At 61.3% G+C, this 24,706-nt stretch carries 14 protein-coding genes; 12 read left to right on the top strand and 2 right to left on the bottom strand.

The features are described from left to right. Window positions 1-11 precede the first annotated feature (11 nt). From HKK53_RS04755 to HKK53_RS04705, 11 genes are all read left to right on the top strand, one after another. Entirely contained in the window at window positions 12-1,097 is a 1,086-nt protein-coding gene (locus tag HKK53_RS04755) for a polyamine ABC transporter substrate-binding protein (RefSeq protein ID WP_169369771.1), read from the top strand. A 93-nt stretch (window positions 1,098-1,190) separates the two neighbouring features. Next, complete coding sequence (locus HKK53_RS04750) at window positions 1,191-1,649, top strand: REP-associated tyrosine transposase (protein ID WP_169369770.1); 459 nt, start codon at window positions 1,191-1,193, stop codon at window positions 1,647-1,649. Between the two features lie 1,330 nt (window positions 1,650-2,979). Continuing rightward, entirely contained in the window at window positions 2,980-4,416 is a 1,437-nt protein-coding gene (locus tag HKK53_RS04745; RefSeq protein WP_169369769.1) for a serralysin family metalloprotease, read from the top strand. Between the two features lie 97 nt (window positions 4,417-4,513). After that, window positions 4,514-4,936, top strand: coding sequence for an AprI/Inh family metalloprotease inhibitor (locus tag HKK53_RS04740; RefSeq protein WP_169369768.1), 423 nt, complete (start codon window positions 4,514-4,516; stop codon window positions 4,934-4,936). Between the two features lie 209 nt (window positions 4,937-5,145). Continuing rightward, entirely contained in the window at window positions 5,146-6,936 is a 1,791-nt protein-coding gene (locus HKK53_RS04735) for a type I secretion system permease/ATPase (RefSeq protein WP_169369767.1), read from the top strand. Then, entirely contained in the window at window positions 6,933-8,282 is a 1,350-nt protein-coding gene (locus HKK53_RS04730; protein WP_169369766.1) for an HlyD family type I secretion periplasmic adaptor subunit, read from the top strand. The genes HKK53_RS04735 and HKK53_RS04730 overlap by 4 nt, the downstream gene beginning before the upstream one ends. A 2-nt stretch (window positions 8,283-8,284) precedes the next feature. Beyond that, window positions 8,285-9,649 (top strand): TolC family outer membrane protein, encoded by a 1,365-nt coding sequence (locus HKK53_RS04725; protein ID WP_169369765.1) that lies wholly within the window; start codon window positions 8,285-8,287, stop codon window positions 9,647-9,649. Window positions 9,650-9,784: 135 nt separating this feature from the next. Further along, window positions 9,785-12,745 carry an autotransporter serine peptidase EprS gene (gene eprS / locus HKK53_RS04720; protein WP_169369764.1) on the top strand — a complete coding sequence of 987 codons (2,961 nt, stop codon included), beginning with the start codon at window positions 9,785-9,787 and terminating at the stop codon, window positions 12,743-12,745. Between the two features lie 286 nt (window positions 12,746-13,031). After that, entirely contained in the window at window positions 13,032-16,103 is a 3,072-nt protein-coding gene (locus HKK53_RS04715) for an autotransporter serine protease (RefSeq protein ID WP_169369763.1), read from the top strand. Between the two features lie 24 nt (window positions 16,104-16,127). After that, on the top strand, window positions 16,128-17,831 hold the full coding sequence (locus HKK53_RS04710; protein ID WP_169369762.1) for a polyurethane esterase: 1,704 nt from the start codon (window positions 16,128-16,130) through the stop codon (window positions 17,829-17,831). Between the two features lie 99 nt (window positions 17,832-17,930). Next, window positions 17,931-19,784, top strand: a complete 1,854-nt coding sequence (locus tag HKK53_RS04705; protein WP_169369761.1) for a polyurethane esterase — start codon at window positions 17,931-17,933, stop codon at window positions 19,782-19,784. A gap of 174 nt (window positions 19,785-19,958) precedes the next feature. Here the strand turns inward: HKK53_RS04705 and HKK53_RS04700 are convergent, their stop codons facing one another. After that, window positions 19,959-22,355, bottom strand: coding sequence for an Ig-like domain-containing protein (locus HKK53_RS04700; protein ID WP_169369760.1), 2,397 nt, complete (start codon window positions 22,353-22,355; stop codon window positions 19,959-19,961). A gap of 438 nt (window positions 22,356-22,793) precedes the next feature. Here HKK53_RS04700 and HKK53_RS04695 point away from each other — a divergent pair, with 438 nt between their 5' ends. Beyond that, window positions 22,794-23,159: a hypothetical protein gene (locus tag HKK53_RS04695; protein ID WP_169369759.1), complete on the top strand. Its 366-nt coding sequence runs from the start codon at window positions 22,794-22,796 to the stop codon at window positions 23,157-23,159. A 104-nt stretch (window positions 23,160-23,263) separates the two neighbouring features. Here the strand turns inward: HKK53_RS04695 and HKK53_RS04690 are convergent, their stop codons facing one another. Next, window positions 23,264-24,502 carry an acyl-CoA dehydrogenase family protein gene (locus HKK53_RS04690; protein ID WP_169369758.1) on the bottom strand — a complete coding sequence of 413 codons (1,239 nt, stop codon included), beginning with the start codon at window positions 24,500-24,502 and terminating at the stop codon, window positions 23,264-23,266. Between the last annotated feature and the right edge of the window lie 204 nt (window positions 24,503-24,706).

The raw sequence follows: 24,706 nt of genomic DNA, 5'->3' as shown, positions 1-24,706 counted from the left end.
GGAATCGACTCATGATCCGAAAGACACTGGCCCTGGCGCCCCTTGCACTCGTCGCCACCCTCAGCCACGCGGCGGAAACGGTGAAGATTTACAACTGGTCTGACTACATCGCCCCGGACACCACCAAGAACTTCCAGAAAGAAACCGGCATCGGTTTCAGCTACGACGTCTACGACAGCAACGAAACCCTCGACGGCAAGTTGATGACCGGCAAATCGGGCTACGACGTGGTGTTCCCGTCCAACCACTTCATGGCCCGGCAGATTCAGGGCGGGGCTTTGAAGAAGCTCGACAAGAGCCAGTTGTCGAACTGGAAAAACCTCAATCCGGTTCTGCTCAAGGCTTTGCAAACCAACGATCCGGGCAATGAACACGGCTTTCCGTACCTGTGGGGCAGCACCGGCATCGGCTACAACATCGCCAAGGTCAAAGCGGTGCTGGGGGACAACGCGCCGGTGGACTCCTGGGACTTGATCTTCAAGCCCGAGAACATGGCGAAACTGCAGAAGTGCGGCGTGGCCATCCTCGACAACGGCCCGGAACTGCTGCCGGCCGCCCTGAACTACCTGGGCCTGCCGCACCACAGCAAAAACCCGGAAGACTATAAAAAGGCCGAAGCGTTGCTGCTCAAAGTCCGGCCTTACGTGAGTTATTTCCACTCCTCCAAATACACCAGCGACCTGGCCAACGGCGACATCTGCGTGGCTGTCGGTTTCTCCGGTGACATCCTGCAAGCGGAAACCCGTGCGAAAGAAGCCAAGAACGGCGTCGACATCGGCTACGCCATTCCCAAGGAAGGCGCCGCCATCTGGTTCGACATGGTCGCCATGCCCGCCGATGCCCCGGATGACAAGGCCGGATACGCCTTCATGAACTACCTGCTGCGCCCGGATGTGATGGCCGGCATCAGCAACTATGTGCATTACGCCAATGGCAACGAACAGGCCGATAGCCTGATCGATCCGGCGATCAAGAACGACACCAAGGTCTATCCGAGCCCGGAGATGATGGGGAAATTGTTTGCGCTGGAGGCGATGCCGCTGAACATTGACCGGATTAGGACGCGGGTGTGGAACAAGATTCGGACGGGGAGTTGAGGGTTCATATTTAGTAGCTATTGGTGTTTATCGGGTTTGGCGGCGACGTTGTAGATTCCAGGCTTCCTTTTTAGTAGGTAAGGAGGCAATGGAATGCCTTTCTGTACGAATGCTGGTCTTCTGCGCATTGGCCGCTTTTCCGAGCCCGGACGTATTTACCTGATAACGGCTGTCGTTGACCAACGACAGCCGTTTTTTGCTGATTGGCGTCTGGGTCGATTGGTTGTCAAGCAGCTGCGCGAGGCGCAGGAAGAAGGTTGGGTCGATTTTTTGACTTGGGTTGTAATGCCGGATCATATGCACTGCCTGCTACAGCTAAGGGATAAAACATTGGCCGAGGTTATGTGTCGGATCAAGTCTCGTAGCAGTTTGGCCGTCAATCAGGCGTTGGGGCGGCAAGGGCGGTTGTGGCAGAAGGGTTATCACGACCGAGCGGTTCGAAGGGAAGACGATGTGAAGGAGCTCGCGCGATACGTCGTTTGCAATCCCGTGCGTGCGGGACTCGTTGCACGAGTTCATGACTACCCGCTTTGGGATGCGTGTTGGCTCTGATATACCGCATCGCTCGTTTTACGACTGCTTCGCAGCCGGACGCCGCCTTCGGCAGCTGCTACAAGGTCTGTGCACACCGCGGTTTTGTAGCAGCTGGCGAAGCCTGCGTTCGGGCGCGCAGCGGCCGCTGAACCGTTCATCTCGGTGCCAACTGACAGGCGACTGCTTCGCAGCCGGACGCCGCCTTCGGCAGCTGCTACAAGGTCTGCGCACACCGCGCTTTTTGTAGCAGCTGGCGAAGCCTGCGTTCGGGCGCGTAGCGGCCGCTGAACCGTTCATCTCGGTGCCAACTGACAGGCGACTGCTTCGCAGCCGGACGCCGCCTTCGGCAGCTGCTACAAGGTCTGCGCACACCGCGGTTGTTGTAGCAGCTGGCGAAGCCTGCGTTCGGGCGCGCAGCGGCCGCTGAACCGTTCATCTCGGTGCCAACTGACAGGCGACTGCTTCGCAGCCGAACGCCGCCTTCGGCAGCGGCTACAAGGTCTGCGCACACCGCGGTTTTTGTAGCAGCTGGCGAAGCCTGCGTTCGGGCGCGTAGCGGCCGCTGAACCGTTCATCTCGGTGCCAACAGACGGGCGACTGCTTCGCAGCCGAACGCCGCCTTCGGCAGCTGCTACAAGGTCTGCGCACACCGCGGTTTTTGTAGCAGCTGGCGAAGCCTGCGTTCGGGCGCGTAGCGGCCGCTGAACCGTTCATCTCGGTGCCAACTGACAGGCACTGCTTCGCAGCCGGACGCCGCCTTCGGCAGCTGCTACAAGGTCTGCGCACACCGCGCTTTTTGTAGCAGCTGGCGAAGCCTGCGTTCGGGCGCGCAGCGGCCGCTGAACCGTTCATCTCGGTGCCAACTGACAGGCGACTGCTTCGCAGCCGAACGCCGCCTTCGGCAGCGGCTACAAGGTCTGCGCACACGCGGTTTTGTAGCAGCTGGCGAAGCCTGCGTTCGGGCGCGCAACGGCCGCTGAACCATTCACCTCGATTGTTCTCTGCATGTTTAATTAGTTGATGGCAATGCACTGGCACTCATATTAATAAGTCCAGAAAAGTGAGACGCCTTCGACAAAAAACAAACTACCCATATTTAATATTTAAATATGAAGTTGTCAGACAATCTGTCAAAAACAACCCCCTCAAAACTATATTCTGGCCCCGCAGCCCTTGTTTCCGGGCACTTGCCGGAACACAACAATTTGACCTCGAAAAAGTACTAGACGGTTGATTTCAAATTGTGTCAGTTTTCTTTCGCCTTCATTGGGCGAGTGATAGGACGATCTCGCCAGAGATTGTCCTATCGGACAAAAACTGTTCCATTGTTTAACAAGGAAGTGTGTTTATGTCGAAAGTAAAAGACAACGCTGTTGATTCATTGAACGCATTGGCGGCTACCAGCTCTGCGTGGAACCAGATCAATAGCTTCAGCCATCAGTATGACCGTGGCGGCAATCTCACGGTCAATGGCAAACCCTCCTTCTCCGTCGACCAGGCAGCTACCCAGCTGCTGCGGGACGGCGCTGCCTACCAGGACAAGGACGGCAGCGGCAAAATCGAACTGACCTACACGTTCCTGACCTCCGCGTCCTCGAGCACGATGAACAAGCACGGGATCTCCGGGTTCAGCCAGTTCAGCACCCTGCAAAAAGCCCAGGCTGTGCTCGCCATGCAATCCTGGGCGGATGTGGCCAATGTCACCTTCGCCGACAAGGCCACGGGCGGTGATGGTCACATGACCTTTGGCAACTACAGCAGTGGCCAGGACGGCGCCGCAGCATTTGCCTACCTGCCAGGCACGGGCGCAGGTTATGACGGCACTTCGTGGTACTTGACGGGCAGTGGCTATGACGTCAACAAGACGCCGGGCCTGGGCAACTACGGTCGTCAAACCCTGACCCACGAAATCGGCCACACCCTGGGCCTGGCCCACCCTGGCGACTACAACGCCGGTGAAGGCAACCCGACCTACAATGACGCGTCCTACGGCCAGGACACCCGCGGTTACAGCGTCATGAGCTACTGGAGTGAAAGCAACACCAGCCAGAACTTCAGCAAGGGTGGCGTCGAAGCGTATTCGTCCGGCCCGCTGATGGACGATATCGCGGCTATCCAGAAACTCTACGGCGCCAACATGGAAACCCGTACCGGTGACACCACCTACGGCTTCAATTCCAACGCCGGTCGTGACTTCCTGAGCGCATCGTCGTCGGCCGATAAACTCGTGTTCTCGGTCTGGGATGCGGGCGGCAAGGACACCCTGGATTTCTCCGGTTTTACCCAGAACCAGAAAATCAACCTCAATGATGCCTCGTTCTCCGACGTTGGCGGCCTGGTAGGTAACGTGTCCATTGCCAAGGGCGCGATCATCGAGAATGCCATCGGCGGTTCGGGCAATGATCTGCTGATCGGTAACAGCGTGGCCAACGAGCTGAAAGGCGGTGCCGGCAACGACCTGATCTACGGCGCGGGCGGTGCGGACAAGCTGTGGGGCGGTTCGGGTTCGGACACCTTCGTGTTTGCCGCCAGTACTGACTCCAAGCCAGGTGTAGCCGATCAGATCCTCGATTTTGTCAGTGGTCTGGACAAGATCGACCTGACTGGCATCACCAAAGGCGCAGGCCTGCACTTCGTGAGTTCGTTCACCGGTGCGGCAGGCGATGCGGTGTTGACCTCTTCGGGCGGTAACAGCCTGTTGTCGGTGGACTTCTCCGGGCACGGTGTAGCTGATTTCCTCGTCAGTACCGTTGGCCAGGCAGTCACCACGGACATCGTGGCCTGATTCAAGGCAAAAAGGAGCGCGGCGCCTGGTGCGCCGTGCTCTGTCCTTGCATCGATGCCCGTAGTGGGTAAGGCTACACGCCGGAGTAAAACGTCCTATGACCCATAACGCCTTTACCTACAAAGCAAGCGCGTGGCTATTGGCGACGCTGATGATGTTTTTTGGAGATGTAGCCATGGCAAGCAGCCTGAAACTGGCGGACCCCTCAGAACTTGCCGGCAAATGGCAAGCGACGTTGAACACAGCGCAAGACACCCCGCAATCGCAAAAAATGCAGGACAAACCATCGAACGTTTGTGTCATCGACCTGCTACAAAAACAGACCCTGGGCGAGGGTGCCGATTGCCTTGGCGCGTGGCTGGAAGAACAGCCGATTGGCTGGTTCCCGGAACCCGACGGCATCTCGATTACCGGCAAGGAAGGCTCAAGAATTGTGTTTTTCAGCAGACAGCGTGACGGGCTTTATAAAAGCACGTTGAAGTCAGGCCTGATCATTACGCTTGAACGCGCCGCGCGTTAAGCAAGAAACGGGTTGGACGATGAACGCTGGATATATAGCCCGATCGTGCAGTTATAAGTAGCCCATTAATAACGGCAACTGTTTCAACAGTAAAAAGAGTTGTTATTAATGTGTAAGCGATAACTGGCAAAGAATGTCTCGACCCGTGTGCGGACAGTTAATTGAATCTCGCCAAAGAATGGCGAGGCCTATCATCCCAGGAAAACTCAATGAAGATGGCGAACGCCCCAGCCACCGCACCGTTATTCAAGGCACTGGGCGACTATAAGAGCATCCTGATCAGCGTCGGTTGTTTTACCGCACTCATCAACGTACTGATGCTGGTCCCGTCGATTTATATGCTCCAGGTGTATGACCGGGTGCTGTCTTCGCAAAACGAAACCACCCTGGCGATGCTGTCATTGATGGTGGTCGGTTTCTTCGCCTTTATCGGCTTGCTGGAAATCGTGCGCAGTTTCATCGTCATCCGCATCGGCAGCCAACTGGAGCGCCGTTTCAACCTGCGGGTCTACCAGGCCGCGTTCGAGCGCAATCTGTTTAAAGGCGAGGGCAACGCCGGGCAATCTCTCGGCGACCTGACCCACATTCGCCAATTCGTCACCGGCCCGGCCCTGTTCGCCTTCTTCGATGCGCCGTGGTTCCCGGTGTACCTGTTTGTGATTTTCCTGTTCAACGTCTGGCTGGGCGTGTTGGCCACGGCCGGCGCCGTGCTGCTGATCGGGCTGGCCTGCCTCAACGAGGCCATGACTAAAAAGCCGTTGGGCGAAGCCGCAGGGTTTTCCCAGAAGTCCAGCCAATTGGCGACCAGTCACCTGCATAACGCCGAAACCATCCAGGCCATGGGCATGCTTGGGGTCTTGCGCAAGCGTTGGTTCCAGGTGCATTCGCGGTTTCTCGGCTTGCAGAACCAGGCCAGCGACACCGGCGCTGTCATCAGTTCCGTGAGCAAAACCCTGCGCCTGTGCCTGCAATCGCTGGTGCTGGGGCTGGGCGCGTTGCTGGTGATCAAGGGCGACATGACCGCCGGGATGATGATCGCCGGATCGATCCTGATGGGCCGCGTGCTCAGCCCGATCGATCAATTGATTGCCGTGTGGAAGCAGTGGAGTGGCGCCAAACTCGCCTACCGTCGTCTCGACGCGTTGCTGCAAGCCTTTCCGCCCAGCGATGAAGCCATGGCACTGCCTGCGCCGAAAGGCCAGATCAGTTTCGAGCAAGTCAGCGCCGGCCCTCCGGGTAAGCGCGCGGCGACCTTGCACATGGTCAATTTCAGTCTCGGCGCCGGCGAAGTGTTGGGCGTGCTCGGCGCTTCCGGTTCCGGCAAATCGACCCTGGCCCGCGTGCTGGTCGGTGTCTGGCCGACCCTCGGCGGCACGGTGCGGCTCGACGGCGCGGACATCCATCGCTGGAACCGTGACGACCTCGGCCCGTACATCGGCTATCTGCCGCAAGACATCGAACTGTTCAGCGGCAGCATCGCGGAAAACATCGCACGGTTCCGTGAAGCCGATCCGCAGAAAGTCGTCGAGGCCGCCAAACACGCCGGTGTTCACGAGCTGATCCTGCGCATGCCCCAAGGCTACGACACCGTGCTCGGGGAAGACGGCAGCGGTCTGTCCGGCGGCCAGAAGCAGCGCGTGGCCCTGGCCCGCGCCCTGTACGGCAACCCGAGCCTGGTGGTGCTGGACGAACCCAATTCCAACCTCGACACCGTCGGCGAAGCAGCCCTGGCCGGTGCCATTGCGCACATGAAAGCCAACGGCACCAGTGTGATTCTGGTGACCCATCGTTCATCCGCACTGGCCCAGGCCGACAAGTTGCTGGTGCTCAACGAAGGTCGCTTGCAGGCGTTCGGCCCAAGTCAGGACGTGCTCAAGGCGCTCTCTGGCAATCAGTCCGGCACCCCGTCGGCGAATCAGGAACAGAAGGCACCACAGGCACCCGGCGGGCTCAGCATGAGTCGGCAGTACCAGCCTACGACAAGGAATTCGGGTGTATGAGCAGCACACGCATGAACACTGAAAACGAAGCCAGCATGGAACACGACTACATCGCCGAACGCCCGGAACGCGATGCCAGATTCTTCGCGCGCATGGGCTGGATTATGGCAATCGTCGGCGCTGGCAGTTTCTTCACGTGGGCCAGCCTCGCGCCACTGGATCAAGGGATTCCGGTGCAAGGCACGGTGGTCGTATCCGGCAAGCGCAAAGCCGTGCAGTCGATTGGCAACGGCGTGGTCAGCCAGATCCTGGTGCGCGAAGGTCAGGTGGTCAAACAAGGCCAGCCGCTGTTCCAGCTCGACCAGACCCAGGCCGCCGCCGACGTCGATTCGCTGCAGGCGCAATACCGCATGGCCTGGGCCAGCGTCGCCCGCTGGGAGAGCGAACGGGACAACCTCAAGCAGGTGAATTTCCCTGCGGAGCTGAGCAAGGATGCCGATCCACGCCTGGCCCTGGTCCTCGAAGGCCAGCGCCAATTGTTCAGCAGCCGCCGCGAAGCCTATGCCCGCGAGCAGGGCGGACTGCGCGCCAACATCGAAGGCGCTAGCGCGCAACTGGCCGGCATGCGCCGTGCGCGCACCGACCTGACTGCCCAGGCCAGCTCGTTGCAACAGCAATTGAGCAACCTCCAGCCCTTGGCCGACAACGGCTACATCCCGCGCAACCGGTTGATGGAATACCAGCGCCAGTTGTCGCAAGTGCAGCAGCAGTTGGCCGAGAACACCGGCGAAAGCGGCCGGGTAGAGCAGGGCATCCTCGAAGCGAAACTCAAGTTGCAACAGCACATCGAGGAGTACCAGAAGGAAGTCCGCACTCAATTGGCCGACGCGCAACTCAAGAGCGTGACCCTGAAGGAGCAACTGACCTCCGCCGGGTTCGATTTGCAACACCGCGAGATCATCGCCACTGCCGATGGCATCGCGGTCAACCTCGGGGTGCACACCGAAGGCGCGGTGGTGCGCCAGGGCGAAACCCTGCTGGAAATCGTCCCCCAAGGCACCACCCTGGAAGTGGAAGGTCACCTGCCGGTCAACCTGATCGACAAGGTCGGCACCCACTTGCCGGTGGACATTCTGTTCACTGCGTTCAACCAGAGCCGCACGCCGCGGGTGCCGGGGGAAGTCAGCCTGATTTCCGCCGACCAGATGATCGACGAAAAAACCGGCGCGCCGTACTACGTGCTGCGCAGCAGCGTCAGTGACCAGGCCATGGAAAAACTCCACGGACTGGTGATCAAGCCCGGCATGCCCGCGGAAATGTTCGTGCGCACCGGTGAACGTTCACTCCTCAACTATTTGTTCAAGCCGCTGCTCGACCGGGCAAACTCCGCGTTGACCGAGGAATAAGGATGTTCGGCTGTATGAATAAGCTTTCCATGCTCGGGGCCGCCCTGGCGTTGCTGACCTGCAACAGTGCGATGGCCCTGGGGCCGTTTGAAATCTACGAACAGGCGTTGCGCAATGACCCGGTGTTCCTCGGCGCCATCAAGGAACGGGATGCCGGCCTGGAAAACCGCATCATAGGCCGCGCCGGGCTGTTGCCCAAAGTGGGTTACAACTACAACAAGGGGCGCAACACCTCCAAGGTCACGCAGATTAACGAAGGGCGTCCAGACTTCACCGAGGACCGCAATTACAGCAGCTACGGCTCGACCTTGACGGTGCAACAACCGTTGCTCGACTACGAGGCCTACGCGTCGTATCGCAAAGGTGTGGCGCAGTCGTTGTTCGCCGACGAAGCGTTCCGTGGCAAGAGCCAGGAATTGCTGGTGCGGGTGCTGGAGAACTACACCAAAGCGTTGTTCGCCCAGGACCAGATCGACATTGCCCAGGCCAAGAAGAAGGCGTTCGAACAGCAGTTCCAGCAGAACGAACATATGTTCCGCCAGGGTGAGGGCACGCGTACCGACATCCTTGAGGCCGAGTCTCGCTATGAATTGGCCACGGCCGAGGAAATCGAGGCCCGTGACGAACAGGACGCGTCGTTGCGTGAGCTCGGCGCGCTGATTGGCGTGCCGGCGGTCAACATCGGCGATCTGGCGCCACTGGACCAGAACTTCCAGACCTTCGCCCTGCAACCGGCCAATTACGACACCTGGCACGAGATGGCCGTGGCCAACAACCCGAACCTGGCCTCCCAGCGCCAGGCCGTGGAAGTGGCGCGCTACGAGGTCGAACGCAACCGCGCCGGGCACCTGCCGAAAGTCAGCGCCTACGCCTCGGTACGCCAGAACGAATCGGAAAGCGGCAATACCTACAACCAGCGCTACGACACCAACACCATCGGCATCGAAGTCAGCGTGCCGTTGTACGCCGGGGGCGGGGTCTCGGCGATGACCCGCCAGGCCAGCCGCACCATGGAGCAGGCCGAGTACGAACTGGACGGCAAGACCCGGGAAACCCTGATCGAACTGCGCCGCCAGTTCAGCGCCTGTTTGTCGGGGGTGAACAAATTGCGGGCTTATCAAAAAGCCCTGGTCTCCGCCGAAGCGCTGGTGGTGTCGACCAAGCAAAGCATCCTCGGCGGTGAGCGGGTCAACCTTGATGCGCTCAATGCCGAACAACAGCTGTTCACCACTCGAAGGGACCTGGCCCAGGCGCGGTATGACTATTTGATGGCGTGGACCAAGTTGCATTACTACGCCGGGACATTGAACGACCAGGACCTGGCCAAGGTGGATGAGGCGTTCGGCCAGGGCCCGAAAACCCGATAAACATTTCAAGAAAAGATCGCCTATCCCCGCAGGAGCTGCCGAAGGCTGCGATCTTTTGATTTACCAGCGATCTTGCAGACGCCAAAAGATCGCAGCCTGCGGCAGCTCCTACAAAAACAAAAAAAGCGAGAAGACATGGAAGTACAGATCAAGCCGATATCGGTCGGCACGTTATTGCTCCTGGTTTCTGCCATCCCACAAGCAGCCCAGGCCCAATACCTCGAAACCGGCAAACCCGGCGACGCCGCCAGTTGGCGCACGGCGGAATTCCAGCGCGATTGGGGCCTGGCCCGCATGCAGGCCGATCAAGCCTACGCCGCCGGCATCACCGGCAAAGGCGTGAAGATCGGTGAACTGGATTCCGGCTTCGATGCCAGCCATCCCGAGTTCGCCACCGACCGTTATCACGCGGTCATGACCCGCGGCACCTACGTCGATGGCACGCCGTTCAACGTCGACGGCACGCTCAACCCCAACAACGATTCCCACGGCACCCACGTCACCGGCACCCTGGGCGCGTCCCGTGATGGCACCGGCATGCACGGCGTGGCGTACAACGCGCAGATCTACGTGGCCAACACCAACAAGAACGACAGTTTCCTGTTCGGCCCCAACCCCGATCCGCAGTATTTCAAAGCGGCGTATAACGCCCTGGCCGATGCCGGTGTGCGTGCGATCAACAACAGCTGGGGCAGCCAGCCGCCGGATGTCAGCTACCGCACCCTCGATGACTTGCACGCGGCCTACGCCCAGCACTTCAACAAAGGCACCTGGCTGGATGCCGCCGCCGATGTTTCTTCCCGTCGCGGTGTGATCAACGTGTTCAGCGCCGGCAACAGTGGCTACCCCAACGCCAGCGTGCGTTCGGCGCTGCCGTACTTCCAGCCGGGCCTCGAAGGCCACTGGCTGGCGGTCTCCGGGCTCGATCAAGCTAACCAGCAAAAGTACAACCAGTGCGGGATCGCCAAGTACTGGTGCATCACCACCCCTGGCGCGAAGATCGACAGCACCATTCCGGACGGCGGGTACGCGATCAAGTCCGGTACCTCGATGTCGGCGCCCCACGCCACGGCCGCCCTGGCGCTGGTGATGGAACGCTACCCGTACATGAACAACGAGCAAGCGCTGCAAGTGCTGCTGACCACGGCGACCCAGCTCGACGGTTCGATTACCGATGCGCCGAACACCCGGGTCGGCTGGGGCGTCGCCAACCTGGACCGGGCGATGCGCGGGCCGGGGCAATTGCTCGGCGCGTTCGACGCCAACCTGGGGGCAGGGCAGAGCGATGTGTGGAGCAACGGTATCAGCGACAAGGCGTTGCTCCAGCGCCAGACCGAAGACGCCGCCGAACACAGCGCCTGGCAACAGACCCTGAAAGATAAAGGTTGGGAAAACGGCGTGGCGGCGGGCGCCAGTCAGCAGGATCAGACCGACTACGCGGTGGGCATGGCGCGGGATAGCGCGGCGGCCACGCGCGTCTACGAAGGCAGCCTGATCAAGTCCGGCGCCGGGCGCTTGATGCTTACCGGCGACAACACCTATCGCGGGCCGACCACGGTCAACGGCGGTCTGCTGGCGGTCAACGGTTCGCTGACTTCTGCGGTCACGGTGAATGACAGCGGCACGTTGGGCGGCTCCGGACGAATCGGCGCATTGACCGCCAATGCCGGCGCCACGGTGGCCCCGGGCAATTCCATCGGCACCTTGCAAGTCAGCGGCGATGTGACCTTTGCTCCGGGTTCGACCTACGCCGTCGAACTGTCGCCGACAAACAGCGACCGGATTGTCGCCGGCGGCACGGCCAACGTCAGCGGCGCCACCGTCAGCCTGTCCCTGGAAAACAGCCCGACCTTGCTCAGCACCGCCCAGGTGCAAAGCCTGCTCGGTCATCAGTACGACATCCTGCAAGCGGCCGGCGGTATCCAGGGGCAGTTCGGCGCGGTATTGCCCAACTACCTGTTCATCGGCGGCACGCTGGATTACGCGGCGAACAGCATTCAGCTGAACGTTGAGCGCAACGCCACGAGTTTCGCCAGCGTCGGCCAGACCCCGAACCAGCGTGCCGTGGCCGGCGCGGTGGAAGGGCTCGGCGCAGGGAATGCGGTGTACGAAAGCCTGTTGCTGTCGCCGACCGCGAGTTCGGCACAACAGGCGTTCCAGCAGTTGTCGGGGGAAATCTACCCGGCGCTGGGTTCGGTGCTGATCAACGACAGCCGTTACCTGCGCGATGCCGTGGGTGAACGCCTCAACGATGCCAATAGCGCGCACAGCAACGGCTGGATCAAGGCCCTCGGTGCCTGGGGCAAGACCGATGACCGTCACGACACGGCGGGCTACACCACCTCGATTGGCGGTTTGCTGGCGGGTGTCGACGGTGCGGTGGATGAGCAAACCCGGATCGGCCTGGTCGCCGGTTACAGCGACAGTTCGGTGAACATGGGGTCGGGCACGCATTCCTCGGCGCAGGTCGACAGCTATCACCTCGGCGCCTATGCCGGCCATGAGTTGGGCGCCTGGCGCCTGAGCGCGGGCGGTGCCTACAGCTGGCATCGCGCGGATGTGAAACGTGACCTGCAATACGGCGACGTCAGCGCCAAGCAGAAAGCCAAGGTCGATGCGGCCACGACCCAGGTCTTCGGTGAGGCGGCGTATCGCCTGAACCTGCAACCCCTGGCGCTGGAGCCGTTCGCGAATCTGGCCTACGTGCACCTCGACACTGAGGGCTTCACCGAGAAAGGCGACGCCGCCGCGCTGAAAAGCCATGGCGACACCCGCGATGCGGTGCTCAGTACCTTGGGCCTGCGCGCCTTGAAAACCGTGCACCTGTCGAGCCAGCAGCAACTGGACCTGAGCGGCAGCCTCGGCTGGCAGCACAACCTGAGCAGTGTCGATTCCGAGCAGCGCCTGGCGTTTGCCAGCGGTGGCAGCGCCTTCGCGGTGGAAAGTTCGCCACTGGTGCGCGACGCCGCGCTGGTCGGTGCCCACGCCAGCCTGGCGCTGAGCCGTGATATTCGCCTGAACCTCGATTACACCGGCCAACTGGCCAGCCGCGAGAAGAGCCATGGTGTGGGGTTGAGCCTCAACTGGCAGTTCTGACCGGCCCTCGGTGACCGCGGGCTCGAGTCGACGCGGTCCATGTAGCAGCTGCCGAGGCACGAGGCGGCGTTCGGCGGCGAAGCCGTCGTGAAATCAGGCGGTGCGGTGTTTCAGGGAGACCGTGTGCGCGGGATTGACGACTGCTGCGCAGCCGAACGCAGCCTCGTGCCTCGGCAGCTGCTACATGGCCGAACGCAGGTTTGGCAGCGGCTACAAGTCGCGGGAATAAAAAAGTGCGCCTTGAAGGCGCAGGGATTTTGGCAACACAACTAAGGAAGGTAGCTGGATGACGATTGAAAACAACAACAAGTTCGCCCTCAAATCCCTCAACCTCGCCGTGCTCTGCGCACTGGCCACGCTGGGCACCGCCCACGCCGCGCCTTACGTGGAAAACGGCAAGATCGGTGATCCCAACAGTTGGCGCAGCGCCGAGTTCAACGCCGATTGGGGCGTCGGGGCGATCAACGCCCAGAACGCCTACGCCGCCGGCTATACCGGCAAAGGCGTGAAACTGGGGATCTTCGACCAGCCGGTCTACGCCCAACACCCGGAGTTTTCCGGGACCAACAAGGTGATCAACCTGGTCACCAGCGGCATCCGCGAGTACACCGACCCGTACATCCCGGTCAAAGCCGGGGACGCGTTCCTTTACAACGGCGCGCCCTCGGTCGGCTTCGACGGCAAGCTCGGTGCTCACGGCACCCACGTCGGCGGGATTGCCGCCGGCAGCCGCGACGGTGGCCCGATGCATGGCGTGGCCTTCGGCGCGCAGATCATCAGCGCTGACAATGGCGACCCAGGCCCTGAAGACGGGATCATTCGCGGCAACGACGGCGCAGTCTACAAGGCCGGTTGGGATGCCCTGATCGCCAGCGGCGCGCGGATCATCAACAACAGCTGGGGCATCGGCATCACCGATCGCTTCGACCTCGGCGGGCGCGACCCGGCGTATCCGCACTTCACCGTGCAAGACGCGCAGTTGCAGTTCAACGAGATCCAGCCCTTGCTCGGCACCAAGCCGGGCGGCGCCTATGACGGCGCCATCGCCGCGGCCCGCAGCGGCATCGTCACGATCTTCGCCGCCGGCAACGACTACAACCTCAACAACCCGGACGCCATCGCCGGCCTGGCCTATTTCGTGCCGGACATCGCGCCAAACTGGATCACCGTCGCCGCCCTGCAAAAGAACCCGGACCTGACCAGCAGCGAGCTCTACAACATCAGCGTGTTCTCCTCGCGTTGCGGCTACACCGCCAGTTACTGCGTGTCGGCACCGGGCAGCAAAATCTACAGCTCGATCATCAGCGGCACCGACCCGAACAATGTCGGCACCGGCTACACCAACTACAACGGCACCTCGATGGCCGCGCCGCATGTGGCCGGTTCCATGGCGGTGTTGATGGAACGCTTCCCGTACATGACCGGCGCCCAGGTCGCCAGCGTGTTGCGCACCACCGCCACCGACCTCGGCGCACCGGGTGTCGACGCGTTGTACGGCTGGGGCATGATCAACCTGGGCAAAGGCATCGATGGCCCGGCTATGTTGGTTACCGAGCAGGACATCCCTGAGGAATTCCGCATTCAGGGTGCCTACGGTGACAGCCAGTTTGTCGCGGACCTGCCGGGCATCGGCGCGATTGTCGACGCCGGCAAACCCACCGAGCGCGTGTGCAACGACGTGCACTGCGGGCTCGACACCTGGCGCAACGACATTTCCGGGCATGGCGGTTTGACCAAGCAAGGCATCGGCACCCTGGTGCTGACCGGTGCCAACACCTACACCGGCCCGACCCTGGTCAATCAGGGGCGCCTGGCAATCAACGGTTCGCTGGCCTCGGCAGTCACGGTCAATGACAGCGGCATCCTCGGCGGTAACGGCCGCATCGGCGCACTGACCGCGAAAAGCGGCGGCACCGTGGCACCGGGCAATTCCATCGGCACCTTGCAAGTGGCGGGCGACGTGGTCTTCGAACCGGGTTCGACCTACGCCGTGGAACTGTCGCCGACCAGTAGCGACCAGATCATCGCCGGCGGCAAGGCTGTGATCGACGGCGCGACCGTCAGCTTGTCCCTGGAAAATAGCCCGACCTTGCTGACCACGGCCGAGACGCAATCCCTGCTCGGCCATCAGTACAACATTCTGCAAGCGGCGGGCGGTATCCAGGGCCAATTCGGTGCGGTACTGCCGAACTACCTGTTTATCGGCGGCGCCCTGGATTACACGGCCAACGGCATTCAACTGGCGGTGGTGCGTAACGCGACGTCCTTCAGCGCTGTCGGCCAGACCCCGAACCAACGCGCCGTGGCCGCTGCCGCCGAGCAATTGGGCGCGGGCAATGCGCTGTACGAAACCCTGCTATTGGCGCCGAACGCCGCAGTGGCGCAGCAAGCGTTCCAGCAACTGTCCGGCGAGATTCACCCGGCGGTGGGCACCATGCTGATCAACGACAGCCGTTACCTGCGTGATGCGGTCAGTGATCGCTTGCGTGAACGTGATCTGTTCGACGCCGGCGCGCCGACCGATGACAAAAGCAACCTGTGGGTCAAGGTTCTTGGCGCCTGGGGCAAGAGCGATGGCGGCAACGAAAACGCCAGTTCCAACAGCTCCATCGGCGGCTTGCTGGTGGGTGGCGATGGCTTGATCGCTAAAGATACCCGTCTCGGTTTCGTCACCGGTTATAGCAACAGTTCGTTGAGCATGGGCGATGGCACGCATTCGTCGGCCGACGTCGACAGCTACCACTTGGGTGCGTACCTGGGGCATGAAATCGATGCCTTGCGCCTGAGCGTCGGCGGTGCCTACAGCTGGCATCGGATTGATGCGAAACGTGACCTGCAATTCGCGGACGTCAGCGGCAAGCAGAAAACCAAACACGATGCGACCACCGCGCAAGTGTTCACCGAAGCCGCTTATCGTCTGGACCTGCAACCCCTGGCCCTGGAACCGTTCGCCAAACTGGCCTACGTGCACCTGAACAGCGAAAGCTTCACCGAGAAGGGTGATGCCGCCGCGCTCAAGGGCGGTGAAGACAACCGCGACGCGGTGCTGTCGACCCTCGGCCTGCGGGCGAGCAAAGCCATTGCGCTGTCCGACCAGAAACAACTCGAACTGTCCGGCAGCCTCGGCTGGCAGCACAACTTGAGCAGTGTCGATACCGATCAACACCTGGCCTTCGCCAACGGCAACACCGGGTTCAACGTGCAAAGCGTGTCGATGGATCGCAACGCCGCCGTGGTCGGCCTGCGTGCCGGGCTGGCGTTGAACAAGGCAACCCGGGTGAACCTGGATTACAACGGACTGCTCGGCTCCAACGAAAAGGATCACGGCGTGGGCCTGACGTTGGACTGGCAGTTCTGATTTGACGCAAAGGAAGCAAAAAACATGGGACTGTTTGATTACAAAAATGCCGGCAGTGCGGCCGGCAAGGCGCTGTACAGCGACGCCATCGCGCTGACGTTGTACGCCTACACGCCGACGGGCAAGCCATTGCCCGCCACCGGTTGGGCGCCGATTGGCGCCTCGGCCCTGGGCTATAAAGGTACGGTCGATGCCAAGGGCAGCTTCTTTGGCGAGAAGGACGGCTTCACCAGCGCCGAAGCCGAAGTGCTCGGCAAGTACGACGCGGCCGGCAAGCTGATCGGCCTCGGCGTGGCGTTTCGCGGCACCGGTGGCCTGGGCTACAGCGATACGTTCGGCGACATCAAGAACAACCTGCTGGCCGCCATCGGCCCGGTGGATTACGCGAAGAACTACGCGAAAAGCGCCTTCGACACCTTGCTCAAGGACGTCGCCGCGTTCGCCATCGCCCATGGCCTGAGCACCAAGGACGTGCTGATCAGCGGCCACAGCCTCGGTGGCCTGGGGGTCAACAGCCTGGCGGAACTGAGCGGCGATAACTGGGGCGGTTTCTTCAAGGACGCCAACTACGTGGCCTTCGCTTCGCCGACCCAAAGCGTCGCGACCAACGTGCTGAACATCGGTTACGAAAACGATCCGGTGTTCCGTGCGCTGGACGGCACCACATTCAGCAGCGGTTCGGTGGGCAAGCACGATGGTTATCAGGCGTCGGCGACCAACAACATCGTCAACTTCAATGACCATTACGCCTCCACCGCGCAGAACCTGACGCCGTTCAGCATCCTCAACCCGCTGAGCTGGTCGGCCCATGGCTCGTTGGGTTATGCCGACGGCTTGAACCGGGTGATCGGTTCGAGTTTCTACGACCTCACCAGCAAGGACTCGACGCTGATCGTCTCCAACCTGGCGCTGGATTCCCGGGGCAAGACCTGGGTCGAGGATTTGGGCCGCAGCGGCGAGCCGCACACCGGCAGCACGTTCATTATCGGCACCGACAGCAATGACTTGCTCAAGGGCGGCGCCGGCAATGACTTCATCGAGGGCCGGGCCGGTGACGACCGTTTCCGCGATGACGGCGGCTACAACATCCTGCTGGGCGGCAAGGGCAGCAACACCTTCGAGCTGCAAAAGCCGTTGCAGAACTTCAGCTTTGCCAACGACGGCGACGGCACGCTGTATGTGCGCGACGCCTACGGCGGCATCAGCCTGACCCGCGACATCGGCGCGCTGGTGAGCAAGGAGTCGAGCGGCTGGTGGGGCATGACCAGCAAGGAGATCACCTACAGCGTCAGCGCCAATGGCTTGCTCAACGGCAGCGAATTGACCCACTACAACCATTCGCTCAACGGCGACGCCTACGGCAACACCCTGGCGGCCACCGTCGATGGCGACTGGTTGTTCGGCAATGCCGGGGACGACCTGCTGCGCAGCGACAAGAGCCACGTCACCTTCGTCGGTGGCGCGGGCAATGACGTGATGCACGCCTCGGGCGCCGGTAACAACACGTTCCTGTTCAGCGGTGCCTTTGGTTTCGACACGATCAATGGCTACCAGGGCAGCGACAAACTGGTGTTCATGGGCGTCCAGGGCGCGGGGCAGGGCTATGACTACAAGCAGCACGCTTCACAGTCGGGCCATGACACGGTGCTGAAGATTGGCGATTTTGCCGTGACCCTGGTCGGGGTCGGACTGGATAACCTGTCGGCTTCCGGCTTCACGTTCGCATAACAAAGCGGCATGCACTGAAATGCTCCGGGGCGCCTCGTCAGTGAGGCGTCCTGGTTGTGAGCTATCTCTGACAATTCCAACAAAGAGAGGCAATACCAAATGGGTGTGTACGACTACAAAAACTTCAGCACAGCCGATTCCAAGGCGTTGTTCAGCGATGCCATGGCCATCACGTTGTACTCCTATCACAACCTCGATAACGGCTTCGCCACCGGTTATCAGCACAACGGTTTCGGCCTCGGGCTGCCGGCGACGCTGGTCACGGCGCTGATTGGCGGCACCGATTCCCAAGGGGTTATTCCGGGGGTGCCGTGGAACCCCGATTCCGAAAAACTCGCACTGGAAGCGGTACAGAAGGCCGGCTGGACCCCGATCACCGCCGCGCAACTGGGCTATGACGGCAAGACCGATGCACGGGGAACCTTCTACGGCGAGAAGCCCGGGTTTACCAGCGCCCAGGTCGAGATCCTCGGCAAGTACGATGCCCAGGGTCATCTCACCGAAGTCGGCATCGCCTTTCGCGGCACCAGTGGCCCGCGGGAAATCCTCATCGGCGACTCCATCGGCGACGCGATCAACGATCTGCTGGCGGCGCTTGGCCCTAAGGATTACGCCAAGAATTACGTCGGTGAAGCCTTTGGCAAACTGCTCGGCAATGTCGCGGCATTTGCCAGTGCCAATGGCCTGTCGGGCAAGGACGTGCTGTTCAGCGGCCACAGCCTCGGCGGCTTGGCGGTCAACAGCGCGGCGGACCTGAGCACGGACAAGTGGGGCGGTTTCTACAAGGACTCGAACTACATCGCCTACGCGTCGCCGACCCAGAGCAGCAACGACAAAGTGCTCAACGTCGGTTATGAAAACGACCCGGTGTTCCGCGCCCTCGACGGCTCGACCTTCAACCTGGCGTCAGTCGGCGTACACGATGGGGCCAAGGCTTCGGCGACGGACAACATCGTCAGCTTCAACGATCACTACGCCTCGACGGCGTGGAACGTGCTGCCGTTCTCCATCCTCAACATCCCGACCTGGATTTCACATTTGCCGACCGCGTACGGCGACGGCATGAACCGGGTGATCGAGTCGAAGTTCTACGACCTCACCAGCAAAGACTCGACCATCATCGTCGCCAACCTCTCGGACCCGGCGCGGGCCAACACCTGGGTCCAGGACCTGAACCGCAACGCCGAAACCCACAAAGGCAGCACCTTCATCATCGGCAGCGACGGCAATGACCTGATCCAGGGCGGCAAGGGCAATGACTACCTCGAAGGCCGCGACGGCAACGACACCTTCCGCGACGGTGGCGGCTACAACATCGTGCTGGGCGGCAAGGGCAGCAACCTGCTGGACTTGCAGCAGTCGGTGAAGAACTTCGTGTTCGCCAACGACGGCGTCGGCAACCTCTACGTGAAGGACGCCAACGGCGGGATCAGCATCACCCGTGACATCGGCAGCATCCTGACCAAGGAACCGGGGTTTCTGTGGGGCGTGTTCAAGGACGACGTGACCCACAGCGTCACGGCGGATGGCTTGAAGGTCGGCAGCAACGTCACGCAATACGCCTCGACAATGAAGGGCGGCGCGGGTGCCGATACGTTGACGGCGCATGCCACTGGCGACTGGTTGTTTGGCCTGGACGGCAACGACCATTTGATCGGCGGCAAGGGCAATGATGTGTTCGTCGGCGGCGCGGGTAATGACCTGCTGGAATCGGGCGGCGGCATCAACACCTTCCTGTTCACCGGTGCCTTTGGCCAGGACAAGGTCGTGGGCTATCAAGCCACCGATAAGCTGGTGTTCATGGGTGTTCAAGGGGTGACGCCGGACGATAACTTCCGCGCGCATGCCTCGGCGGTCGGGCATGACACGGTGCTGACGTTTGGCGCGGATTCGGTGACGTTGGTGGGGGTTGGGCTGGAGAGTTTGTCTGGCTCCGGGATTGTGATCGCCTGATAGGGACCCTTCGCGGGCAAGCCTCGCGCCTACAGGGATCTGCGGTGTACACCAATATTGTGTAGGCCGCCAACCCCCGTAGGAGCAAGGCTTGCCCGCGAAAGCGTCGTATCAGTCAACATCCCTGTTGAATGTGAAATCGCCTTCGCGAGCCAGCTTTGCTCCTACAGAGTGCTAATAAGCCTTGATGCCATAGGCCAGCGCCGTTCCTGCGTCCCAGCGACCGATGGCCTGTCCGTCCCCGGGAATATGGACGACGTAGTGATCGGTCCTTGTTCCGACCCGCTCCGAGGACCAATAGAAGTCCGCGCCCATGGACCAGCGGTTTCCATACTGGGCGAGGACCTGGCGTATTTCATCAATGCTTGGTAAACGGCCTCCTGCGCCATTCGCTGCGTTGTTGGCTGCCCCCCACTGGACACGTCCCAGGCCAAAGCACTGCATAACGCCTGTCACCGTCACGGTATAAGACTTTATCTGTTCGGCGCTGTCTTTTGCGCTGATCGTTGCCTGTCCGTTTTTTCTTACGGTCACCAACCCATCGGCATTCACCACGGCAACGACCGTGTCACTGGAGGTGTATTGGTAGGGCGGGATACCACCACTGGCGCGGTGATGAACGGAGGTTCCCGTGCCAAATACCGGCAACGTCGCTGGACTTCCCGGGAGGATGTAGCACCTGCCGCTCAGCGTGACCGGGGTGGTGTTGAAGCTGAAGGGGGGAGCGGCCCTGACCTGGTAGCTCCTGACCGGAAACCCCACCGCCCCCGCCTCATTCGCCACCCCATCAAAGTTCACCTTGAACGTAATCCGCAGCTCTCTTCCATCCTTGAGCCCTTTAAGCCAACCCACCGGCGCAGGCGTGTCCAGCCCCGGCGACGTGGTGTGAACGTCACCCTGAAGGTCGGGATATGTGACCGGGTTTCCTGCGCTGTCGGTGCCGGCATAGTCCAGCCACAGGCGCTCACCCGCCACATGCGGCCACGGCGTTACCTTTAACAGGGCGGTGGCCTCTAGCTCCATCACGTTCAACTCGGTTCCGGTGTTGCCATTAATGGTCGGCGTCGGCAACCGCGTATCCCCATCCGCAATCCGGTTCACCTGCAACACCAACGGCAACGATTCCCCTATCGGCACCCCGCCACGAATCAACGCCCAGGTCAGCTCGATATCCTTACCCTGGCGTGCCGCGAGAAATTCCGGGCTGAGGGTGAAGTCGGATTGGCCGGCCGAGAAGTCCTGCTCTGGAAACGGCGTCGCGCCCGGTGGTGGGTTGATTTCCTTGAGCTGCGCCTTGTCCCCGGGGTTGTTGGCAAACGTTACCCGCACGGTCACGCCACTGGGGTAGGCCAGCACATCGAGCGGGCTGATGGCCGGGGCCACTAGCGTCGGTGGGTTCAGGATGGGGCTGTCGGCGCCAATCACCGGTACCGAAATTGTTCTGGAAACGCCAACGGTGCTGCCGCCTCTGAGCAGCGTATATGACGCTCGTACCACGTCGTGGAGTATCACGTTGACGTTGGGGATTTGCATGAAGCAGGTCTTTAACTGAAAGCCGTCGGTTTCGATGGTGCCGGTGAAGGGCACATCGACGCCCGAAGGTGCCCCGGTAAACCGGCCCTCGACTTGGTCGCCCGCTGCAAACACGGGCGCCCTGGGTATCACCACCACGATCAGGGGCGCGCCCTTGAGTTTGTCGAGGTCCACCGTCAGCGGATCGTCCATCGGGTCGGTGAGGTCTTCACGCAGGATCGGCGCATCCAGCACCTCCCGATCCACATCCACATCCGCCTTGAGGGTCTTCGACCAGCGCCGCCGCTGCGTCGGGTTGCGCAATTGATCGACCACGGTGTAGGAAATCGCAAAATCCGCGCTATTGCCGGCCTGTTCAAACATCGCCCGGGTCAGGATGATGACCACCGCTTGGCCGACCTGTGCGGGCTGCACGGTGAAGGTGAACCGCTCGCGCCGCAGCTCGACGGTGATGACGTCGTAAGCCTTCATGAACGGATAAAACACGGTCAACGCCACGCCTTTGTCCGCGTCGTCCTTGCCAATCACTGGCGGGTCGCCGAGTTCCGGCGGCAGGCTGATGTCGAGGTACGGATGGTCGTCATCGCCGGGCACGCTGTTGCCGCCGGGTAGCTGCGCGCTGTAGATCAACCAGAGGGGGATCGAGTCGGCCACGTTGCCGCTGGGACGGTGGATTTTGTAGGCCAGGCGGTTGTTGACGCCATCGAGCAACAGCGACTCGAACAGCGTGAATTCCGTGCGTTTGTCGCGGTCGGCAATCGGGATGGGGCGGTTTTCCAGGGCTACGCCGTTGAGCCACAGCTCGATGGAAATGCTGTCGTCGCTTGGGCCGTCGTGCGGGGGCGGGTCGATCAGCACGTTCACCGCATTGGCCAATACACCCTGTTGATTGAGCACCGGCGTGAACAAGGCCAAGGGCAGGCCCTCCACCGGTTCGTTGGGTGGCACGGACGTGTAGGGGATGACGTTGGGAGTGGCGCCCAGGATAATGGGCGGATAGATGACCAGGATGTCGGCGTCGGATTGTTCAGTGGCCATGGTGCACCTATGGGCTCGGTGGGCATGGCTCATGAAATAGCGACGGTGCGGGTTTGGCTACTGTCAGAAATTACAGGTTGGGGGTGGTTTCGGATGAGTGGACACACGCCTGTTTGCGTACACCGCGATCAGGGGTAGGAGCGAGGCTTGCCCGCGAAGAGGCCCTGATGGCTGGCCTCAAACCGGCATTTAACCCCGAGCCCGAATCCGCCGCCCCAACACATCCATCACATCACAGTCATCGCGCAACAACTTGTGGGCGCCTGCTCGCGTAGAACGCTAACGCAATCATCTGCCTGTCACCGTGACTCGAAGGTCACGCCTGGACTCCAATACCCTGCACCAACAGGAACCGGCACTAAAGCAGCCGCCCACTTCTGCGTTATTTCTACAACGCACGAGCGGCATGCCGCCATTGAGTACAGGAGATTCAGTCACGTGAGTAACAGCAAGAGGTTTGTCTTGGGATTGGCGTTGGCCGTGTTATCGGCAAACGCCGTCGCAGAACTGCCTCACAGCTCGATTTTGAGCCGTTATGGCATGACGCCAGATGAGTTGCCGAAACCGGCCGCCATCGAAACCCAGGCACCCGTCGAAGAGAAAAGCCGTTTTCAGATTGAGCCGGAGCAGCCCTGGGCGACGATCCGCATCGGTGACGGGAAGAAGCCGGAAGTGACCGGCAACATCAGCATCGATCATTCGGTGCAGCAAGAATATGACCGGTGCCAGAAGCTGCGGGCGGAGATGATCAAGCGCGGGGAGCGCTATATCGTTTGTGATACCAGCATTCCGGGAATGCCTTGATTTTGTAGCGTCAGTGATGCCCCCATCGCGGGCAAGCCTTGCTCCTACAGATCGCGCAACCCGGAGCAAAGCTTGATCGCGATGGCGTCATCCCAGCCAATACATCACTTACGCTCAGGCCCATTCCCGATCTGCCACACAAACGGCGGCTCTGTCCCGTTAATCACCCAATCCCCCACAATCCGCGCCTTGTAGATCACCGGATTGTGCGACGACACCGTCCGCGCATTGCGCCAATGCCGATCCAGGGATTTGCCTTGACGAATATCGGAAGCCCCCAGCGCATTGAACAGCTCAGTGGTCGCGCGCTGGATCAATTCGGTGACCACCACCTGCGCCTTGGCCGATTCGATTTCCGCCGCGACATTGGCTGCTCGTTCCAACGTTTCATCACCCGAGAAGCGTGCCTCGTAGGCTCTCTGCGCCGGTTGCGCCGCCTTCAAGGCGCTGGCCTCGGCGGCATACACCAACGCCGCAATATCCCCGACCACTTGCTGCACCTGCGCATCCTGGCTGACATGGTGGGCATTGCCATGGCTGTAGATGCGTTTGCGTTCCCGCACCTGATGCGCCACATCGCGTAGCGCGGCGCGGCCGATGCCGGCCAGGGTCGCCAGCAGCACCAATTGATAGAACGCGGTCTGGTATTTGAAGCGGGTGGCGAAGTCGATGATGTTCTCGGCGTCCACTTCGGCATCGACAAACCGCGAGGTGCCGCTGCCGGTGGTGCGCTGGCCGAAGCCGTCCCAGTCATCGCTCTGCACGATGCCGGGTTGGCGGGTGCGCACGGCGGCGATCACGTCGCCACCGGTATCGCTGCGCTGGGCGTAGACGTCGATCCAGTCGGAGAAAATGCTGCCGGTGCTGTAGAACTTCTCGCCGTTGAGCCGCCATTGATCGCCATGGGGCGAGACTTTGGTGATGACATCGCCGATGGCCACGCTGCCGATTTCCGTCCAGGCGCAACCGACGATATCGCCGGCCACGAAGCGTTTGAACCAGACATCCCGCGCCGGGCCGGGTGCGGCGTTGAGGCGATCCTCGGCAAAGGCGAAATGCCCGCGCAAGGCCTGGGGCACGTTGGAATCGGCTTCGGCCAGTTCGATCAACAGTTCGAACAGCTGCGGCACCGAAGCACCGCCACCGCCGTATTCCACCGGAACGCGCACGGCGCCGAAGCCGGCCTCCTTGAGCCATTGGATGGGCTCGTAGGGCAGGCTGCGGGTTTGTTCGCGCTCAACGGCACCGGCGGCGATGCGCTCGAAGATCGGCCGGAATCGTGCGGCCAGCGTTTCATAGTCAGTGCCGGTGGATAGGGGGTTGATGATCTGGTGGTCGGTCATGGAGGCTGTTCCTTGGATCGGCAGTAGAGACAGTGGGTGATTGCACGGTCCATGCCGGGGCTGTCGGGCCAGGGTTTATTGAGCGATGTGGGTTTCAACGAGACTTGAACTGTTGCTGTGCCAACAGCGCAGCAGCAAATTGCCCCTGACACACCCTCTATCTATGGCAAAAGAATCTCCTTGTGGCGAGGGGGCTCGCCCCCG

Origin of the sequence: Pseudomonas sp. ADAK7, assembly GCF_012935675.1 — a bacterium.
In the GTDB taxonomy this organism is placed as follows: Bacteria; Pseudomonadota; Gammaproteobacteria; order Pseudomonadales; family Pseudomonadaceae; genus Aquipseudomonas.
This window is presented reverse-complemented; position numbering and strand designations above follow the sequence as displayed.

Excerpts from the sequence above, each read along its gene's own strand:
- HKK53_RS04755 (WP_169369771.1), top strand. The coding sequence starts at position 12 with ATGATCCGAAAGACACTGGCCCTGGCGCCCCTTGCACTCGTCGCCACC.
- HKK53_RS04745 (WP_169369769.1), top strand. The coding sequence starts at position 2,980 with ATGTCGAAAGTAAAAGACAACGCTGTTGATTCATTGAACGCATTGGCG.
- HKK53_RS04690 (WP_169369758.1), bottom strand. The coding sequence starts at position 24,502 with ATGACCGACCACCAGATCATCAACCCCCTATCCACCGGCACTGACTAT.
- HKK53_RS04750 (WP_169369770.1), top strand. The coding sequence starts at position 1,191 with ATGCCTTTCTGTACGAATGCTGGTCTTCTGCGCATTGGCCGCTTTTCC.
- HKK53_RS04715 (WP_169369763.1), top strand. The coding sequence starts at position 13,032 with ATGACGATTGAAAACAACAACAAGTTCGCCCTCAAATCCCTCAACCTC.
- eprS (WP_169369764.1), top strand. The coding sequence starts at position 9,785 with ATGGAAGTACAGATCAAGCCGATATCGGTCGGCACGTTATTGCTCCTG.
- HKK53_RS04730 (WP_169369766.1), top strand. The coding sequence starts at position 6,933 with ATGAGCAGCACACGCATGAACACTGAAAACGAAGCCAGCATGGAACAC.
- HKK53_RS04725 (WP_169369765.1), top strand. The coding sequence starts at position 8,285 with ATGTTCGGCTGTATGAATAAGCTTTCCATGCTCGGGGCCGCCCTGGCG.
- HKK53_RS04735 (WP_169369767.1), top strand. The coding sequence starts at position 5,146 with ATGAAGATGGCGAACGCCCCAGCCACCGCACCGTTATTCAAGGCACTG.
- HKK53_RS04705 (WP_169369761.1), top strand. The coding sequence starts at position 17,931 with ATGGGTGTGTACGACTACAAAAACTTCAGCACAGCCGATTCCAAGGCG.
- HKK53_RS04700 (WP_169369760.1), bottom strand. The coding sequence starts at position 22,355 with ATGGCCACTGAACAATCCGACGCCGACATCCTGGTCATCTATCCGCCC.
- HKK53_RS04740 (WP_169369768.1), top strand. The coding sequence starts at position 4,514 with ATGACCCATAACGCCTTTACCTACAAAGCAAGCGCGTGGCTATTGGCG.
- HKK53_RS04710 (WP_169369762.1), top strand. The coding sequence starts at position 16,128 with ATGGGACTGTTTGATTACAAAAATGCCGGCAGTGCGGCCGGCAAGGCG.